At 43.1% G+C, this 20,250-nt stretch carries 14 protein-coding genes; 9 read left to right on the plus strand and 5 right to left on the minus strand.

The window, feature by feature from the left end:
• The first annotated feature begins 91 nt into the window (after positions 1 to 91).
• The 3 genes from ABD873_RS06590 to ABD873_RS06600 all read left to right on the plus strand — a co-directional run bounded on the left by ABD873_RS06590 (position 92) and on the right by ABD873_RS06600 (position 4,241).
• Positions 92 to 1,795: a glycoside hydrolase family 3 protein gene (locus ABD873_RS06590; protein ID WP_345066286.1), complete on the plus strand. Its 1,704-nt coding sequence runs from the start codon at positions 92 to 94 to the stop codon at positions 1,793 to 1,795.
• 109 nt (positions 1,796 to 1,904) lie between these two features.
• The gene (locus ABD873_RS06595) at positions 1,905 to 3,332 is read left to right on the plus strand and encodes an L-serine ammonia-lyase (RefSeq protein ID WP_345066289.1); all 1,428 of its coding nucleotides are present in this window, start codon (positions 1,905 to 1,907) and stop codon (positions 3,330 to 3,332) included.
• A 63-nt stretch (positions 3,333 to 3,395) separates the two neighbouring features.
• Positions 3,396 to 4,241, plus strand: a complete 846-nt coding sequence (locus ABD873_RS06600; protein WP_345066292.1) for an MBL fold metallo-hydrolase — start codon at positions 3,396 to 3,398, stop codon at positions 4,239 to 4,241.
• Here the strand turns inward: ABD873_RS06600 and lipB are convergent.
• From lipB to ABD873_RS06625, 5 genes are all read right to left on the minus strand, one after another.
• A complete protein-coding gene (lipB, locus tag ABD873_RS06605; protein ID WP_039052994.1) occupies positions 4,223 to 4,918 on the minus strand; it encodes a lipoyl(octanoyl) transferase LipB in 696 nt (231 codons plus the stop codon). The two genes, ABD873_RS06600 and lipB, sit on opposite strands and share 19 nt — an antisense overlap.
• A gap of 275 nt (positions 4,919 to 5,193) precedes the next feature.
• Positions 5,194 to 6,387, minus strand: a complete 1,194-nt coding sequence (gene hflX / locus ABD873_RS06610) for a GTPase HflX (protein ID WP_345066297.1) — start codon at positions 6,385 to 6,387, stop codon at positions 5,194 to 5,196.
• Between the two features lie 86 nt (positions 6,388 to 6,473).
• Positions 6,474 to 8,579, minus strand: coding sequence for an ATP-dependent DNA helicase RecG (gene recG / locus ABD873_RS06615; RefSeq protein WP_345066300.1), 2,106 nt, complete (start codon positions 8,577 to 8,579; stop codon positions 6,474 to 6,476).
• A 145-nt stretch (positions 8,580 to 8,724) separates the two neighbouring features.
• Complete coding sequence (locus ABD873_RS06620) at positions 8,725 to 9,717, minus strand: hypothetical protein (protein ID WP_345066303.1); 993 nt, start codon at positions 9,715 to 9,717, stop codon at positions 8,725 to 8,727.
• A 168-nt stretch (positions 9,718 to 9,885) separates the two neighbouring features.
• Entirely contained in the window at positions 9,886 to 10,272 is a 387-nt protein-coding gene (locus tag ABD873_RS06625; RefSeq protein WP_039054369.1) for a RidA family protein, read from the minus strand.
• 160 nt (positions 10,273 to 10,432) lie between these two features.
• Here ABD873_RS06625 and nagA point away from each other — a divergent pair, with 160 nt between their 5' ends.
• The 6 genes from nagA (at position 10,433) to ABD873_RS06655 (ending at position 20,072) form a co-directional block, all read left to right on the plus strand.
• Positions 10,433 to 11,545, plus strand: a complete 1,113-nt coding sequence (gene nagA / locus ABD873_RS06630) for an N-acetylglucosamine-6-phosphate deacetylase (RefSeq protein ID WP_345066307.1) — start codon at positions 10,433 to 10,435, stop codon at positions 11,543 to 11,545.
• A gap of 70 nt (positions 11,546 to 11,615) precedes the next feature.
• A complete protein-coding gene (locus tag ABD873_RS06635; protein ID WP_345066310.1) occupies positions 11,616 to 13,259 on the plus strand; it encodes a glycoside hydrolase family 10-like protein in 1,644 nt (547 codons plus the stop codon).
• 298 nt (positions 13,260 to 13,557) lie between these two features.
• A complete protein-coding gene (locus tag ABD873_RS06640) occupies positions 13,558 to 16,647 on the plus strand; it encodes a SusC/RagA family TonB-linked outer membrane protein (protein WP_345066313.1) in 3,090 nt (1,029 codons plus the stop codon).
• Between the two features lie 12 nt (positions 16,648 to 16,659).
• Positions 16,660 to 18,234 (plus strand): SusD/RagB family nutrient-binding outer membrane lipoprotein, encoded by a 1,575-nt coding sequence (locus ABD873_RS06645; protein ID WP_345066316.1) that lies wholly within the window; start codon positions 16,660 to 16,662, stop codon positions 18,232 to 18,234.
• A 12-nt stretch (positions 18,235 to 18,246) separates the two neighbouring features.
• A complete protein-coding gene (locus ABD873_RS06650) occupies positions 18,247 to 19,068 on the plus strand; it encodes a DUF4397 domain-containing protein (RefSeq protein ID WP_345066319.1) in 822 nt (273 codons plus the stop codon).
• Positions 19,069 to 19,070: 2 nt separating this feature from the next.
• Complete coding sequence (locus ABD873_RS06655; RefSeq protein ID WP_039053735.1) at positions 19,071 to 20,072, plus strand: phosphodiester glycosidase family protein; 1,002 nt, start codon at positions 19,071 to 19,073, stop codon at positions 20,070 to 20,072.
• The last annotated feature ends 178 nt before the right edge of the window (positions 20,073 to 20,250 follow it).

Genomic DNA, 20,250 nt, shown 5'->3' on the forward strand with positions numbered 1-20,250 from the left:
GCGTCTTTTGTTGTGGAATTTGCAAAATCATTGGTGTTCTGCAAATATTATTCTATTTTCGTATTAATTATACATTAAAATCGATTTCATCATGCTGAAACCTATTTTAGCTTTTTCACTTGCTATTTTAAGCTCTTTAGGAGTTTATGCGCAGAAAAAACCGGATTTTGTGACTTTTATTAACAGTCAGCACAAATGGGTTGATTCTGTTTTTAACAGTCTGACACCAAGAGAACGTATTGCTCAATTGTTTCTGGTGCGTGCACATACCGATTTGGGCCAAAAGTATATTGACTCTGTGAAGAATGTCATCGCAAAAGAGCAGCTTGGGGGATTGGTGGTATTCCAAGGAGGTCCTGTGCGTCACGTCGATATGATTAATCAATATCAAAAGGTTTCTAAAGTTCCTTTATTAGTTACTATCGACGGAGAATGGGGCTTAGGAATGCGTCTTCCGGATTCTACCCTTTCTTTCCCTTATCAAATGACATTGGGTGCTTTGCAGGACAACTCCATGCTGTACGATATGGGGCGAGAGGTAGCCAAAGATTTTCGTCGTATGGGTATCCATTTCAACTTTGCCCCTACGGTAGATATAAACAACAATCCTAAGAATCCTGTTATTGGCTTTCGCTCTTTTGGAGATAACAAGGAAAATGTTGCCTTGAAATCGGCGGCGTATATGAAAGGGATGATCGATGGAGGAGTGTTGGCTTCTATCAAGCATTTTCCTGGTCACGGCGATACGGATGTGGATTCACATCACGACCTGCCTGTGCTGAACTTCACGAAAGAGCGTCTGGAAAGCTTGGAGTTATATCCTTTCCGTGAGCTTATCAATCAAGGTGCTACGGCAGTGATGGTCGGCCACATGTTTATCCCTGCGTTGGATAACACTCCGAATATGCCTTCTTCTATATCGAAGAAAGTAGTTACTGACCTTCTGCGCAAACAGTTAGGATTCAAAGGTCTTACTGTTACCGATGCAATGAACATGAAAGGGGTAACCAAGTTTTTCCCTAACGGAGAAGGTGATATTTTAGCTATTGAGGCTGGTCACGACTTGTTGGAACTTTCGGAAAACAGCGGTCGCGCCATAGAGCTTGTAGAAAAATCTATCAAGAGTGGTCGTCTGAAGCAAGCAGATATTGATGCACGTGTAAAGCGTGTGTTGGCAGCCAAACTATGGCTAGGCTTGGATAACTACAGAGACGCTAATCGCAACAACCTTATTACCGACGTAAACCGTCCAGAAACAAAGTCTCTGATCCAACGTATGGCAGACGCTTCAGTAACTTTGCTGAAATCTAATAAACGTATTCACGCTTTCAATCCTAAAGTGGAGACAGCCATAGTGTCTGTAGGTATTAACAAAGCACAAGATTTCGAAAAAGGCATGGCTGCACGTCTTACTAATGCAAAAAATTATTATATTACAGGTAAAGAAAGCGAAGAGCAGCTCAAAGATCTTATAAAAGAGATCAGAGCGCATAACCAGATCATTTTGGCTGTGCATGACAACCGTTCACGTCCAAGACCTACATTAGACTTCTCGGAAAGTGTGAAGGAATTTATCCATAAGATAGCAGGAAGACGTACCATCACAGTCATGTTGACCAATCCTTATGCTTTGACATCGGTAAATGTGGATCGCAGTGCGTCCATCATTATGGGCTATCAAAATGAAGATTTCATGCAACGCGCCGCCGTAAAAGTGATCTTTAAAGATATTAAAACCAAAGGGAAGTTACCGGTCACAATAAATAAGACATATACTTTCGGAAAAGGCCTTTAATTTCCTATGAAAAACACTCTGTTTTTGAGCTAAGCTGAATAAGCTTAGCTTTTTTTTTCGTTATTATAATCCTAACTTAGTCAACAATTATAAACTAATATCGGTATATATGGCATCAGAACAGATTTCTGTGTTTGACATGTTCAAAATTGGGATTGGTCCTTCAAGTTCACATACGCTGGGACCATGGCGGGCGGCAGAACGTTTTATTCAGAAACTGAGAAGTATTTCAGTCCTACAGGCAGTAGAGCAAATCACAATCCTATTATATGGTTCCTTGGCCAAAACAGGGATTGGTCACGGAACCGATATTGCGGTGTTGTTAGGATTAAGCGGGGATGATCCCGTTACTTTCGATGTGAATCAGGTTATTCCGAAGGTAGAACAGATTAAATCATCCAATATATTACATCTAGGAGGGGAGAAATATATCCCTTTCAGCTATGCCGATCAACTTTTGTTTTTATATGACCAGAGCTTGCCTTTTCATCCTAATGCGGTGTCCTTTCAAGCCTTTCTCGAAAATGGAAAGGCCGTCAGTGAGACTTACTATTCTATAGGAGGAGGTTTTGTTGTGCAGGAGAACGATACGGAAACGGTGTTGAAGGAGGTTGACCTTCCATTTCCTATAGATACGGCCCAGCAGCTGATGTCGGCCTGTATGCGTACGGGACTGAAAATTTCAGAGCTGGTTTTGGAGAATGAGCTGGCCTGGCGTCCGGAGGAGGAAACGAGAAAAGGGATTCTGGATATTTTCAGGGTCATCAAAGAATGTATTTATAAAGGATGTCACACCGAAGGTGTGCTTCCCGGAGGATTGAACGTGGAGCGTAGGGCTGCACGTCTCAACAAGCGTATGCTGAAAGGTCGCACATATAGCGACTATGATTCGTGGGTGGAGGCTTTACGTGCCGGAGGAAAAGATTTCGGTTATATCTTGGACTGTGTGAGTTGCTTTGCTCTGGCCGTGAATGAGGAGAATGCTTCCTTCGGTAGGGTGGTGACGGCTCCTACCAACGGGGCGTCGGGAGTTATACCTGCCGTACTTCAATACTACATCACGTTTCATGATGCATACACGGAGGAAAAGATTATCCAATTTATTGCTACAGCATCGGAGATAGGCTCAATCTTCAAGAAGGGAGCCACCATTTCTGCGGCGATGGGAGGCTGTCAGGCTGAGATAGGTGTTTCATCGGCTATGGCGGCCGGTGCATTGACTGAGTGTTTGGGAGGGTCGCAGAGACAGGTGCTTATGGCAGCCGAGATTGCTATGGAACATCATCTGGGATTGACTTGTGATCCTATTGGAGGCTTGGTACAGGTTCCTTGCATCGAGCGTAATACCATGGGAGCCATCAAGGCTATTACGGCGGCACAGCTGGCCCTGCAGTCCAATCCGGATAAGGCTAAGGTGAGCTTGGATGCGGTGGTAAGTACTATGTGGGAAACGGCGCAGGACATGAATGTGAAATATAAAGAGACTGCAGACGGTGGATTGGCGGTGAAAGTGCCGCTAAGCTTGCCGGAATGTTAAAGAAGATAAAATCAGGCCCTTGCTTTTCCATGCAAGGGTTTTTTGTTTACCTTTGTTTTAAGTATGAAGTACTGCTCTATAGCTTCCGGATCGAATGGAAATTGTTACTATGTGGCTAAAGGCGACGATGCTGTCTTGATTGATGTGGGTATCAACAGAAAGCATGTGGAGTTGCGTATGGCAAGAGCAGGCATTGATCCGAGGAGTGTGAAGGCAATCTTCATTACCCATGAGCATACCGACCATATTCGAGGGCTTATGGTCTTCTCTAAGCGGTATCAGGTCCCAATATATCTAACCCGAGGGACCTACGAGGGAGCGCGTCTTCCTCTGCCTAGCCACCTTGTTCATTTCATTCAGCCGGATGACCGTATTAAGGTGGGAGAGCTCACCGTGTTGGGAATTCCAAAGTATCATGACGCTAAGGAGCCTTGCAGCTTTGTCGTTACAGACGGCAAGGTCAATATCAGTATTATGACGGATTTGGGAAGAGGATGTGACAATGTCAAACATGTCATCCAGCATTCGGACGTGTTGCTTCTGGAGAGCAACTACGATACGGAGATGCTTCTCAGCGGGCCTTATCCTTACTATTTGAAGAATAGGATTCGTGGAGGATGGGGACACCTTTCCAATGCGGAAGCACTACAGGTGTTTGTGGAAAATAAAACATCCAGACTGAAACATCTGATTTTGGGACACCTGTCTGGAGAAAACAATACGGTGGAGCTTGTAGAGTCTGTTTTCCGTCCTCACTGTAAAGGGATAGCGCTGTCGGTGGCTCGCCGCACGGAAGAGAGTCCGCTCTTTTACCTTGCAGAAGAAGAAATCAAAGTCATTTCTCCGATAGTATTTGAACAAACGACTTTGATTTATGAGGAAATAAGTTTTTACTCCAGTTCCATGTGAAATAGGTCAGCTAGATGACCTTTAAGTTTTTCTTTTACCTCTTCGATATTGAGCTTATGTCCCAATTCACGTTCCATGGAGGTGACATCTTTGTCTTCAATGCCGCAAGGGATAATGTTTTTGAAGTAGGAAAGGTCGGCATTGACGTTGAATGCAAAACCATGCATGGTTACCCAGCGTGAGGCACGTACTCCCATAGCACATATTTTGCGAGCGTTATCTTTATAGGCATCCAACCAAACGCCGGTGTAGCCGTCATATCTTCCTGCTTCAATACCATAATCGGCTAAGGTCAGAATAATCGCTTCTTCCAAGGTGCGTAGGTACAGATGTATGTCAGTGAAAAAGTTGTCCAAGTCCAAGATAGGATATCCTACAATCTGACCGGGCCCATGGTAAGTAATATCTCCTCCACGGTTTATCTTGTAGAAGGTAGCATTCTTCTCTTTCAATCCCTGTTCGTCCAGCAACAGATATTCTTCATGTCCACTTTTTCCCAAGGTGTACACATGGGGATGCTCCGTGAAGATAAGATAGTTGGGAGTAGGATGGTTGGTGTTATTTGTTCTGTTATCTTGTTTTATGGCTAATGTTTCAGCGAAGATCTTTTCCTGTCTGTCCCACGCTTCTTTGTAATCTACTAATCCCCAGTCTATGAATTTAACTTTTTTGTTCATCTCTATATGCTGTAGGCTTTATGCATTATGCTATTAGCCTTTTAATTTTTTACTTCAATTAAATACGTTTTAATATATTGATTTCTACAGCTATTTTATCATGAATTTCTTTGGTATAATGTATAATTCATGTGCTGCACTAAGCATGACTGTAGAAACCTAGCTAGTCTCAAAATGCTTTAACGTCAGTGCGTGTACCTTTTGCCTTCCCTTATATTTTTTTAAGTTCCCCATCGCTTGATGCTTAAAGTTTAAAGCCCACGGCTTATAACTGTCTAATAAAGCAAATTATTATAAGGATAACGTGCATTATGCATCTTGGACACGATCTCATATAGGGTATCCCGAAATTCGTCAATATTTGTTTTGTTTGTTGCTGAGAGGAATATCGCAGGAGATGAGTTTTTCGCCATCCACGATTTTTGGAAGCCCTCCAATGTTGTTGTTCTCTCTTCGCCGTTGTCGTCGACCTCTACAGCAGGTTTGTATGCATCAATTTTGTTGAATACCGTGATGGTAGGTTTGTCCAAGGCATTGATATCTTTGAGAGTTTCGTTTACAGCACGGATATGATCCTCAAAGCTTGGATGGGAGATGTCTACTACATGTATCAGCACGTCAGCTTCGCGCACCTCATCCAAAGTGGATTTAAAGGATTCCACTAAGTGGTGTGGCAGTTTGCGGATAAATCCTACTGTGTCGGAGAGCAGGAAAGGCAGGTTGTCTATTACCACTTTCCTTACGGTAGTATCTAGGGTGGCGAAAAGTTTATTTTCTATATACACATCCGCTTTGGAAAGCATGTTGAGGATGGTAGATTTTCCTACGTTGGTATATCCTACCAATGCTACACGGATTAGTTCACCACGATTTTTGCGTTGGGTAGCATTCTGTTTATCTATCGCTTTAAGCTTTTCTTTCAGTAAAGCGATTTTATCTAAGATTATACGTCTATCCGTTTCGATTTGTGTTTCTCCCGGACCGCGCATACCTATACCTCCACGTTGGCGTTCCAAGTGGGTCCACATGCGTGTCAGTCGAGGATAGAGGTATTGGAGCTGAGCCAGCTCTACTTGTGTTTTTGCCTGTGCCGTTTTGGCGTGTTTGGCGAAAATGTCGAGAATAAGATTAGAGCGGTCCAATATTTTGCGTTTCAGCTCACGTTCGATATTGCGCAGCTGCGAAGGAGTAAGCTCATCGTCGAAGATTATCATATCTACTTCTTCCGCTTCTGCGTATTCGCGGATTTCGTCCAACTTACCTTTTCCTACGAAGGTAGCATGTTCGGGCTTTGGCAGTTTCTGGGTAAAAACCTTCACCGTTTGGGCACCGGCGGTCCTTACCAGGAACTCCAATTCTGTAAGGTAATCCTGTGCTATCTGGTCTGTAATGTCGGGTGTAACCACCGAAACCAGAATAGCGGTTTCTTGCTTAGGAGCTGTATCTATAAGTTTGAATCTTTTTGCCATAAAATGTGTTTTGCAAAGTTGTTAAATAGCTTGATATTCTGAGGTCAGCTATTCTAAAACAACATTTGACAAAGGTAAAAGTTTTTCTACGAAATCTTATCCCACGATATTCCTGAATTATGCTGGTTGAGGTAATTGAGCAGCAGTCTGTTTTCCGGCAGGGATAGGGTAGGGTCTTTTTTGAAGATGTCGATGACGGTGTTGCGAGCTTCGTGAAGGATGTTTTGATCCTGTGTAAGGTCCGCAATTTTCATGTTGAGCACGCCGGACTGTTGGGTGCCCGAGATGTCGCCGGGACCACGAAGGGCCAAATCCACTTCGGCGATTTCAAAGCCGTCGTTGGTACGCACCATAGTTTCTATGCGTGTGCGTCCTTCTTTGCTGAGCTTGTCTCCCGACATCAGGATGCAGTATGACTGTTCGGCCCCGCGTCCTACACGGCCCCGCAGCTGATGGAGTTGAGACAGTCCGAAACGTTCGGCATTTTCGATAATCATCACTGTGGCGTTCGGCACGTTGACGCCCACTTCGATGACTGTGGTGGCAACCATGATCTGTGTTTCTCCCTTCACGAAGCGTTGCATCTCGAAATCCTTGTCCTTGACCGGCATTTTGCCATGTACAATGCTGATTTTGTATTGAGGTAGCGGAAACTCCCTCTGAAGGTTTTCTAGTCCTGCTTCCAAGTATAACAGGTCCATCTTTTCGCTTTCTTTGATTAAAGGGTAAACAATATATACCTGTCGTCCTTTGGCTATTTCCTGTCGCATGAAGCCGAAGACCCGCAGTCGTTGGTTTTCGGAGAAATGTATGGTTTTAATGGGTTTGCGTCCTGCCGGCAGCTCATCGATGACCGAAATGTCGAGGTCGCCATACAAGGTCATGGCCAGAGTCCGTGGTATAGGTGTAGCGGTCATGACCAGCATGTGCGGAGGAATGCTGTTTTTGCGCCAGAGCTTGGCACGTTGTTCTACGCCGAAGCGATGTTGTTCGTCGATGACGACGAAGCCTATATTTTTGAATTTGACCTTATCTTCAATGAGGGCGTGTGTTCCTATTAGAATATCTAAGGTTCCGTCTTCCAGCTCTTGGTGTATGATACGGCGTTCTTTGGCGGAGGTAGACCCGGTCAACAGTTTGATGTTGCAGATATCATTACCCAAGAGTTCTTTGAGGCCGTTATAATGCTGGGTAGCAAGAATTTCAGTCGGTGCCATCATGCAGGCCTGATAGCCATTGTCTACGGCCAGCAGCATGCTCATCAAGGCGACGACAGTTTTGCCGGAACCGACATCTCCCTGCACGAGGCGGTTCATCTGTGCTCCCGTATTGGTGTCGTGTCTTATTTCCTTGATTACTCGTTTTTGTGCATTGGTCAGAGGAAAAGGAAGGCGTGTTTGGTAGAAGGTGTTGAACTTCTCGCCGACCTTATCAAAGCGGTGTCCTTTAAACTTTTGGGTGTTGAGCTGCTTGTTACGAAGAAGCTTCAGCTGTATGAAGAAAAGTTCTTCAAACTTCAAGCGTTTGAGAGCTCCATTAAGCTCCTCCGTATTCTGCGGAAAATGTATGGATAGCATGGCCTTAGGATACGGCATCAGGTTGTACTTCTCAACCAGATAGGCGGGCAGTGTTTCCTGCAGTGAAGAATATACGGACTCTAGAGCAGTCTGCTGTAGACGTTGTATCCCTTTGGTGTCGAGATTGAATTTTTTCAGCTTTTCGGTAGAAGAATATACAGGCTGCATAGTCAGGTTGCCCAGCTTCTTTTCCTGCGGGTTAAAGAGCTCCATTTCGGGATGAGACATGGAGATCTGTCCGTTGAATAGGGAGGGTTTGCCGTAGATGATGTATGCTGCTCCTACCTTAAGGCTTTTCTTAAGCCAGCTTATACTTTGAAACCACACCAGCTCCATGGTTCCTGTTTCGTCTCTGAAGAGACCTACAAGGCGTTTAGATTTCTTCTCACCGGCTTCTTGTAGTTGAACAAGACGTCCCAATACTTGGGCGCCCACAAGATCGGGATGTAGCTGCCGTATTTTATAGAATTTGGTGCGGTCTATATAACGAAACGGATAGTATTGCAATAAATCTCCAATAGTGAATATCTGTAACTCTTTTTTGAGTACATCGGCCTTCTGAGGCCCTACACCTTTGAGGTATTCTATAGGAGTTATTAACGAAATATCAGCCATCTCTCTTGCAGCTAATTTACAAAAAATAGATGTGCTTCGCAGCATAAAGCTTACAGCTGCTGCAAATAGTTTCGTATTAGTACAAGCTAAAAAGGCCATTCCTGAAGGAATGGCCCGTACCAACTCAGTGAGTACATTAGGGAATTTAGTTTAGATTATTAATCTGGTTAATCAAGTTTTCTTTTGAGGTAAGCGCTAATTCGTTTTCGCTGATGTTGAAGATAGCATTTGGTGCTATGGTGACTTTTTTGATGGCGTAGACTATAGATCCATTGCTTTCGGAAGTGAAAATGATATGTACATTTTTTCCGACAGGCAAGAAGCCATAATGTTCAGTGAAGAAATGTTCTTGTGAATCGTAAATGTCTAACCTAGCCAGTAAGTTTTGTTCGTTTTCGTAAGAAAGGTAAACGGCAGAATTGGTGTGGTTATAGGCGGCAGGTACGGTAACCTTTATCTGAGCTTTAGGATCAGGCTCTCCGGCAAATCTATCCACGTTGGTCCATCCAAATTCATTAGACCAGATGTCGTAAGTCGCATAGTCCGAATTTGGGGTTATGCCAGCACGCTTACCTTGGTTTCCTTCACCTGTAACTTCCTCCCATGTCAAATCACCTTCTTCGTCGATGTTTCCGAACCAAAGTTTCATGTCACTATCCAACCCTCCGGTTAAGCCGGCAGGAATATTTACGTAGAAAGGACATCCAGGTTTAAGTTTCTGATTGTTTTTGTATACTTCGATATTGAATTGACCTCCAGTAATTAAAGGCAGCAAGTCCCCATTTTCATTTTTGCCCATTAAAGGTTTGTTGGTGATAACCATATTGCCTCGATCATACATCTCGACAAAAGAGAGCGTAACCTCTCCTGTTACAAGAGTATTGTTATTATCGAGCAGACAGTTTGCAGGGACTTTAATTTTAGTTCCTTTGTCTGTTGTAAATTCTAAACCTTCTTCCGCTTTAAATCCTTTTTTGATGGAGATATCTTCTAAAGCTTTTTGTCGGATATGGTTAAATTCTATCGATGACGGGTTTGCCAATTGAGATATGACCTCTGTTTCGTTCTTACAAGAGAACAATGATATTGTAGCACTAAGAGCTAATGCGATAAGAGTACAGTTAAATTTCGTTTTCATAATATTTGATTTTAATATGTTCAACCATCTGATTTACCATTATATCAACAGGCTGAAAGTTTTGTTACCGGGGAAAACGAAATTTTTTGAAAATTTTTCGAGGGCTAAAAACAATAGCGGTATCTTCCTTGGAAGACACCGCTATTGGAAATTTAAGGTTGTCATTTGTTAAGCTTTCCAGGCAATGACGGAAATTTCGATATTTACGTTTTTTGGAAGGGTTTTTACAGCCACACATTCGCGTGCCGGTTGATTAGCGGTAAAGTATTGCGCATAGATTTCGTTTACTTTGCCAAAATAATCCATGTCACTTAGGAAGATTGAAGCTTTGACGACATCTTCCAAACCGTATCCTGCTTCTTCGAGAATAGCTTGGATATTTTTGAATACTTGGTGGGTTTCATCTTCGATTCCTGAAGTCACCAATTCCATGGTTTCGGGGATTAAAGGAATCTGACCGGAAACATATAACGTTTTGTCGGCTTTTACCGCTTGATTGTAAGGGCCTATGGCTGCTGGCGCCTTTGAGGTGTTGATAATTATTTTCTGTGACATATCTCTTTTTGTGTATAAATATTTATAATTTCCAAGATTAAAAGACCTCGAGGAAGGTTGTTAGGTGGACAACGGGCGATTATTAGAAGCTGTTGTCCGGAAGACTAAGTTACAATGCCTTTATGGCAATTACAAGGTACGTTTTAAATATAACTGAATAATGAAAAGGAACATAGCGCTGATCAATGGTATTATTTATTCTGAATATGACATTTTTCGTGATAAAGCCTTGTTGATTTCCGGCCCTACCATTCGGGGTATTGTGGATATTTCTGATATTCCGGATGGCTACGAGCAGGCAGATGTAGGAGGAAGTCATATCTGTCCCGGGCTTATAGATCTTCAGATTTATGGCAGTGGAGAGGAGCTGTTTTCCGCGGAGCTTACGGTAGACTCATTACATAAAATAGAATGTCATTTGTTAGAACAAGGATGCACCTCTTTTTATCTTACTTTGGCAACAAATACGTTGGAAGTGTTTAGGAGAGCTATGGCTGTTTTTGAGGAAGCTGCACCGAAGGTAGCTATGGGGCTGCATCTGGAAGGACCTTTCCTTAATGCGGCTAAGCGGGGCGCCCATCCTCAGGAGCTTATCGTTGAGCCCCAAGTGTCTGTCTTGAAAGAACTTTTTGCTGAGCATGGTGATGCTGTGAAGATGATGACTATTGCGCCGGAGAATGTAAGTGAGGCTTGTGTTCGTTTTCTCCTAGAGCGTGGCGTTCTGTTGAGTGCCGGGCATTCTAATGCTACACGGGAAGAGGCAATGGCTGCCTTCGATACAGGAGTTAGAGCGGTGACGCACCTATGGAATGCGATGTCTCCTTTGCATCACCGTAACGTAGGGGTTCCGGGGGCCACTTTTCTACATCCTTCAGTATGCGCTTCCATCATTGTGGACGGTATACATGTGGATTTTGAGGCGGTAAAGCTTAGCAAGCAACTGCTGCGGGAGCGGCTTTTTTTGATAACAGATGCGGTGGCCTCATGCAATAAAGGAATTTATAAACACGTGCTTAATGGTGATCATTATGTGTTGCCTGATGGTACGCTTTCCGGGTCTGCCCTTACCCTGCTTAAAGCCGTGGAAAACTGTGTCAGTAGGGTAGGCATAGCGCTTGATGAAGCGTTGCGCATGGCCACTCTCTATCCCGCAGATCTTATTGGACGTAAAGATATAGGTCGCCTTGCGGAAGGAACTGTGGCTAACGTTTTAGTGTTCTCTTCTACATTTGAGGTGGAATCTGTTTATTTTATGGGGGAAAAGATAAGGTAATAAGTATATTCCGGTATATTTAACATTTATCTTGGAGAAAATAAAAGTATATACCTTAGTTTTGTAACCTATGAAAATACAAGTTATATCCGTTTGGGCAGCGAGCTTATTGTTGGCTTTGTCTATGTCCTGTAAATCAAGTAAACCGAAACCTAATCCGACGACCTCTGCGGTGACGACTGAAGTTTCAGCTACACAACCTACAGAAGTTAGCGTTCCTGCAGTTCCTCTGGAAAATACAAAGAAGGACACGGCAGTTAATACAGCTACTTCAAAAGCTACTGCCGAAGTTAAAAAGGAGAAGATAAGACTGGATTTGCCTGTCGTTCCGCGTGAATTTCGTGCGGCATGGGTGGCTACAGTTGCCAATATTAACTGGCCGTCAAAGCGTAACTTGACAACGGAGCAGCAAAAGCAGGAAGCCATAGCTCTTTTGGATCTGTTGAAAAATCATAATTTCAATGCGGTGATATTTCAGGTAAGGCCGTCGGCAGATGCTTTGTATGAAAGCTCTTACGAACCTTGGTCTTATTTTTTGACCGGAGAGATCGGCAAGCGACCAGAGCCGTATTACGATCCTTTGGCCTTTTGGGTAGAAGAAGCACACAAAAGAGGGTTGGAGCTGCATGTTTGGCTGAATCCTTACCGTGCTCATCATACCAACGGAGGAGAGGTGACAGAAAAATCCATGGCTAAGAAAGCAGCAGACTACGTCGTACGCCTTAAAAATGGAATGTACTGGTTTGATCCTGCCGACCCTAGGACGCAAGATCATGCCTCTCGTGTAGTAAATGACATCGTGAAACGCTACGATATCGATGGCGTACATTTCGATGATTATTTTTATCCATATGCGAGCTACAATGGTGGCGATTTCCCGGATCACAAGACATGGAAAAGCTATAAAGACAATGGTGGTACCTTAAGCCGTGCAGACTGGAGAAGACATAATGTCAATATCTTTATCGAGCGTATTTACAAAGAAATTAAAGCAGAAAAGCCTTTCGTGAAATTCGGTCTTAGCCCTTTCGGTATTTGGAAGCCGGGCTATCCTGCGGGGGTTACGGGGTCTTCGCAGTATGACGAGCTGTATGCAGATGCTAAGTTATGGCTTAATGAAGGGTGGGTAGACTATTTCACACCACAGCTTTATTGGCCTATCGAGCCACCACAACAAAGTTTCGTCTCTCTACTTAAATGGTGGGAGTCCGAAAATACGTATAAGAGACATCTGTGGCCTGGGTTGAATACCGTAGCAGTGAAAGCGGCACACAGACCTACAGAGATTCTTAATCAGATTACCGCAACGCGTGAGATTGTGCCTAACAGCCCTGGGCAGGTACATTGGAGTATTGCAGGATTGACCAAAAGCCCGGAGATGCTTTCTTCACTAGTTCAAGGACCTTATAAGAAAAAAGCTTTGGTACCTCGCTCTCCGTGGTTGCCGGCAAATCCGCTGCTCAGCCCTACCTTATTATTGACTGTAGAGGGAAATAATGCGCATGCAAAATGGTTGCACAAGCAGCCCGACCAAATCCGGCATTATGTATTATACTACCGTTACGGAAAGGAGTGGCAAATAGAAATTTTGGTTAGTAATATTACAGCAAAAGAACTTGCCCTATACAAAGATGGAGAAAAGCTGAATGCGGTAGCCGTAAAGGCAGTGGATAGGTTGGGCAATGAGAGTGACTACGACGCAAAGCTGAATTAATAATAAAAATATTAATAAACAGAAGGCCGGAACAATTGTTTCGGCCTTTTTATTTATAGACAAAAACCTTTCAGTTTTTACATTCTCTACTGGTATTGTGGTATGCTAAATGAATTTAAAAAGCTTATGCGTGTTTTTTCATTTTTTTAAAAAAATATGAAAAAACGTGTGAATATTTGAAATTGATTTTTTATTATTGTTATAGAAAGCGAACGCTAATTTTAACCTAATTATTGCCATAGTTTTTACCTAAAGAAAACTAATAAACTAACAATTATTACTTAAATGAACTACTATTATGAAAGCACGGTTACTTCTTTTCGTGTTTGGACTAATCTTTATTAGTGCCAATGCATTTGCGCAACGAACAATTTCAGGAAAGGTTACCGATGAGAGAGGCACGGGGTTAGGGGGAGTAACAATCCAAGAAAAAGGAAAATCCAATCAAACGGTGTCTTCCGCTTCCGGAACATATACCATTCGGGTTTCGGAAGGAGCGACATTGGTCTTTCGGTCTGTAGGGATGGTGGCTGTGGAGCGGAAAGTGGGCTCTGAAAATGTGATCAATGTCGTGTTGAAAGAAGATGCTTCCTCTATTGACGAGGTCGTTGTTACGGCTTTCGGTATTGAGCGGGATAGAAAGTCGCTGGGGTATTCTACGCCTCGCGTGTCGGGTGAGGAGGTTGCCGAAACCCAAAGAGAGGCCTTCTTCAACGGCCTTCAAGGTCGTGTGCCGGGGTTGTCGGTAAACAGCTCTAATGGCTTGCCGGGAGCTTCTGCGCAGATTGTCCTTCGTGGCTTTGTATCTATCTCCGGAGACAACAACGCGTTAATCGTGATTGATGGGGTACCGGTGGACAACTCTATCATCAATGAGCACGATTTGGTGTATGATGGAACAAACCGGGAAAACGACTACTCTAACAGGGCTATTGACCTGAATCCGGAAGATATAGAAAGTTATGTCATCATGAAAGGTGCAGAAGCCACCGCTATGTTTGGGAGTATGGGTGCCGGAGGGGCTATCCTTATCACTACCAAAAAAGGTAAAGCGGGCCGCTCGTCGGTATCTTATACTTACAGCGGACGTGTAGAAACTCCTTACCGTTATCCGGAACGTCAATATGTTTATGCTCAAGGAACCAACGGTACTTACTCAGCGACGTCGACATACGCGATGGGTCCTCGCTTTAATCCAGAACAAAAAATCTATAAGGATAATACGAAAAACTTCTTCAGAACAGGCTTCAACCACAAACATAATCTGGTGATTGAAGGTGGGGCCGAAGCTCTTACTTACAGATGGTCGAATGAGTATTTCGACAATAAGGGTATTGTGCCTAATACGAGCTACAGACGTATCACTTCACGTCTTACCGGTACGTCAAAAATCAACTCGAAACTTGATGTGAATACTACATTCAGTTTTATGAACTCCCACAATGACAAAGCCAACAAGGGGGACGCAGGTTATCTGATGACGTTGATGCGTTTTAATCCTCTGTGGGATGTAAGAGACTGGATTGATCGTGCAGGAAACAGGGTGCTTCACGTCTCGGATATTTATAGCGAGCTGGACAATCCTTTCTGGGATGCATATAAAAACAGTGCTTACGATGATGTAAACCGTATCTTAGGGAATACACAGTTCAATTACAAGGTAAACAGCTGGCTTAGTATGCAAGCTACGTTGGCTGTAGATTATTCGAATACTAACGGATTCAAGATTTATCACGCCCAATCATATTCGGGATCGGGTAGTGCGAGTGATCCGGATTTAGGAGAGATTTATATTTATACCAAAACTGCCAGAATATTGTCTGGGCAATATCGAGCTTCTACAAGACATAAGTTTTGGGATAACAAATTTTCTTTACAGACGAGTTTAAGTGCTAACATCTACGACTACCACTATAATACGGATTCGCAGTACGGTAGAAAGATGTACGACCCTAACTTTTATAACATCAATAATACGGATCCGGCAGAACGAAGAGCGAAGAACTATATTGACAGACGCAGAAATATGGGAGCTTCGCTGCAAGCGGTTTTGGGTTATAAGACCTTATTATATTTAACTCTTACTGGTAGGGTGGATGCTTCCTCACGTCTGATGCCTAATCACCCTGTATATGCTTATCCATCGGGCTCTTTGGCGTTCAATTTCTCTGACTTTGACTATGTCAAAGAGAATTACAAATGGCTGGACGACGGTAAGTTACGCTTTTCTATTTCAAGAACAGGTAAGGAGCCTTTCCGCTCGTATGCTACCCGTTCTAATTTGGAAACGCAGATGACCTCGGGTGGTGGTTTTGCTTATCAGGTAACTGGTGGTAACCCAAATCTTAAAATTGAAACCACAGAAGATGTTGAGGGAGGTATCGAGTTCTCCTTATTTAAGAGAAGATTTACGTTCGACTATACCTATTATCGTCGACGCAGTATTGACCAGATTTTCCAACCACGATTGAGTTATGCTACCGGTTTTATTTTGAGAACCATCAACGGAGGTATTATAGAAAGCAGTGGTAGTGAAATCCAAGCTAATATTGCTCCTATCCGTAAGAAAGATTTTTCATGGGATATTACTTTGAACTATACACAGCAGGAAAGTATAGTGAAGTCTATGGCAAAGGATCTTCCTGAAACGTACGATTCGGACACTTGGTTGACAGGGGGTGTTCGTTCGGCTGTGTTTATAGGAAAAAGTATAGGTTCGCTTTCTGCTACACAGTTTGCCAGAAATGATAGAGGAGATATCCTCATCAACCCTCAGAACGGATTGCCTGTATTGCCATCAGAAACTACATGGGGTTATGTGGGTGACCGTATCCCTGACTTCACGCTCGGTATTGTTAATAAATTTAGATATAAGGACTTTACCTTGAATTTCTTATGGGATACCCGCTTTGGTGGAGACGTTTACAACTTGTTGGGGTACCGTATGTATGTTTACGGTTTGAGTGAACATACTTTGAATCGTGAGGAGCCACGTGTGGTAAAAGGTGTGCTTCAAGATGGTCTTGAAAATACCGACTTCCCTACTCCTAACACCATTGCGGTAACGCCATATTACACTTCGGCTTATTTCTATAATAATATCACAGGTGAGAAATTTATAGAAAAAGACATTTGGACCATCCGCTTAAGAGATATCACCTTGTCTTATAACCTTCCTAAGAAGGTCATCAGACGCTTGGGAACCCGCAGCAGCATGTCTTTGTTCTGCACTTTGACAGACGTGGTGTTGTTAACCAATTATTCGGGATTGGATCCGGAGTCTAATGCCAACACGCCTGGTTTGGGAGGTATTGGTGGATTCGGAATTGACTATGGAAATATGACCAGACCTTTGGGAATGAACTTTGGTTTGAGATTGAAACTCTAAATACAGGAAATCATGAAAATCAGAAGATATTTAGCTGCAGGGGCGGTATTATTGACAACTCTGGGCGTCAGTTGTAAGAAATTTTTGGACATAAACTACAGTCCTTCCTTTCCGCAGGAGGTTTCTGCCGAGCTGTATTTGTCTCCTATCATCTATCAAATAGCCAACTGTTACGGCCAAGATCAGCGTATTATCAACAAGTTTACGCAGGCTATGTTAGGAGCTAGTACGGACAGGGCTTCTTATATATGGGAGCAGCACAGTTATCCTGGAGGTACCAGCGATGTGGGGGGCGTTATGTGGCGTATGGTATATTTCAACCACGGCATGAATTTGGAAAACCTTCTTAAGGATGCTATTGCTAACAAAAAGTATGAGTTTGCTGCTATAGGTTATGCTATCAAGGCTTTCGACTATCAGGTGTTGACGGATTATCATGGTCCGATAATTTTGGATGGGGCTTATGAGGATCGTCTTCAATTTGAATATAGAGACCAACCGGACGTGTACAAACGAGTGCAGGCGTGGTGCGATACGGCCTTGTATTACCTAAGTCTTAACAGTCCTGGTGATTACAGTGCGGCGCTGACCAAATACGATTATATGTACAACGGTAATATGGAGCGCTGGAGAAAGTTTGTATATGGCATCAAAGCCATGAATTATGCGCGCTATATCAATAAGCCGGACTTTCTGACCAATTATGCTGATTCAGTTATTAAATATTCTACCTTATCATTTGCTTCCGAATCAGATAATGCTGTGGTTAAATTTGCGGGCTCCAGTGCCGAGACTTCAAACGTATATGGCGCAGACCAAGCCTTACTCAACAGTTCGTATTATAACAGAGCAGGACAGCCTATCTTGAGTTATTTGACTGGAGGGGTGCGTGGAGAGCCAGATCCGGAGCCAAAGACTTCTGTGGACCCACGTTTGTCGAGGATGCTTAAATTCCGCACCACAGACAGTATTTATATTGCTGCAGTTCCGGATGGAAGATCAACGTCAAATAGTGCAGTACCAGCGGTAGGCAACTTCTATATGTTCAAGAATAAGACGGATTTTCCTATCATGACCTATTCGCAGATGCAGTTCATCAAAGCGGAAGTGGCCTTAAAGATGGGAAATAAAGACCTCGCTTACCAGGCCTATCTGAATGGTGTGAGGTCGCACATGAACTTTGTTAACAAATATACCGCGGTAGGAGATGAGAACGCTAGTGCGGCGTACAACCCAACAGAAATTACGAATGCCGAAATTCAGGCATATATGGAGTCGTCGGAAGTAGCACAATCTGCAGATGAGTTGACACTAGCGGACATTATGGGACAAAAATATATTGCTTTGTGGGGTTGGGGAGGATATGATATCTGGACAGATATGCGTAAATACCGTTATGATACGGAGATTTTCCGTCAATTTATTCCGTTGGCAGGTAGTCAGTTAGTACATAATGACTATTGTTATCGTGTACGTCCAAGATATAATTCAGAATATATGTGGAATGCTGAAGAGTTGCTGAAATGGGGCGGTTTGGAGGCTGACTACGTTGTGAAACCGGTTTGGTTTGTTTTAGACACCTATTAAAAGATGCTGACTATGAAAAAATATTCATTCATATTGTTAATTCTAAGCATGCTCTTTCTTGCAACGACCAATAGTTGCAAAAATGAGATGATCATAGATTTCGGGGAAGTCGAATTTATGGAAGATAACAAGTCTATTGTGAAGATAAATATGGCTTCCGTGTATCCTGACGACAGATATATGTATGTCAAATTTAACGATGTACGTGTAACACCACTAATCAGAGCACGTGAACCTTATCCAGGAGGAGGTTACAATACTAGAGGTCCATCAAGCTCAGAGTTTTTGATGGTAAATGGTGGAGATATCAATGTCAAGATATGTATTCCCAAGTCTAAAGACGATGGGCAGGACTCCTTGGTATTGTACAGCACTAACGTAACTATCAAGGGAGGTTCACGATATACGTTTCATATTGCGGATACAGGATCAAACACGAAAGTTATTCCGACGGAAGAAGAATTTATCTTACCCGATTCATCGTATGCGGCATACCGCTTCATCAACTTGATTCCTAACGTGGAGGCAGTAGACTTTTATTACGGATTTTACTCTACGGCAGCAGGTTCACAGACGCCGGCCCAAGACTCCTTGGTGGCCAGCAATGTGAAGTTTGGTGAGATTTCGCCTAGAATAGTATTAAACCGTTCGGTGACTAGGACTTTTAAGGTAAGACCTGCGGGAGCTCCAGTTACCAATGAGAGTGTATTGGCTTTCTATGCTAATGCCGGAAGTACGTTGAATCAACGTCAGTACACCTGTTACGCCTTAGGCTGGGCAGGACAGACCTCAACGATTATGAAACCATATATTTCATTCATGTTAGTTCGATGATTATGAAAAAGAATCTGTATAAGATATTGAAGATAAGTTTGCTCTTTGTATCCTTACTGTATTTGCAGACGGCCTGCAAGGAGCGAGATGACTATCCTAAATTTGAAGATGAGGTGGAAGAACCTCCTGTAGAAGATATTATCCCACCGGATAATTCGCCTACAGTCCAATTTAAGCGTATCATGGATAATACCACCTATGTCAAAACCTTCCAGATGGATACTACTTATTCTCCGCGTGCAGGGGTTGAGTATATTCACGCAAGATTTATCAGTAATCTGGATTTGCCTATAAGTATGCACATCTTGGAGATAGATCTTACCAAAGCTAATGTGACCATGCAGGTTTTGTCACCATATAATGATTATCTGTATGCAACACAGCATATCCACGATATGGTTAGCTTTAACCAAGCTACGTCGGAGGGGGAGATCATCGCTGCTACGACAGGCGATGCAAACTCTTCGGCCACTGCTGGAGGAGGATATGTTAAGTTTGGAAGGGTCATACAGCAGCTTACAGGAAGTACAGCCCAGACGCGTCCTCACATAGGGGTACGAAAGGGATCTTCAGTGATAGAAATCTTTAACAGCCCTAACCAGGCAACTTATCCTACCGATCCGATAAATTATAGCCAGATGAAACACCTTGTAGGGGGGGCAAACTGGTTGGTTTTCAACAATGACCTTATCGGAACGGGAGATGCGAGAGCTGTACGTAATGCTGTAGGTCTTACCCAGGATGGCCAAAAGGTTTATGTAGTGACTGTGGATGGTATTGTTGCAAACTTCTCCGAAGGGATAGGTTTGGGAGATTTGGCAAAAGTGATGCAGGCCCTTGGTTGTTACAAAGCATTTCAACCTGTAAGTGGAAATAGCACCTCTTTGGTTCTTAAACAACCGGGAGATCCTAAATCCGACTGGATAAGGAAAAACATATTACAGACTTATGCGGGCGGTTATACAGGGATTGGTTTTGTGCTGCTGGGCAATAATCCCAACTAATTTAGATTAAAAATCTTGCCTAAGTGCAAGGCATATTAAATAAACCGATACATTTGGCGTCTAAAGAGCTTCTTTAGACGCTTTTTTTGTGTTAATCGTGCGTTTTTTTGCGTATTTACAAAAAAATCATTGCAAAATACGCGCTTTTTATCTAATATTGCTATTAGTCAGTTAAAAA

The sequence above is a fragment of the Sphingobacterium thermophilum genome, assembly GCF_039541675.1.
Classification (GTDB): domain Bacteria; phylum Bacteroidota; class Bacteroidia; order Sphingobacteriales; family Sphingobacteriaceae; genus Sphingobacterium; species Sphingobacterium thermophilum.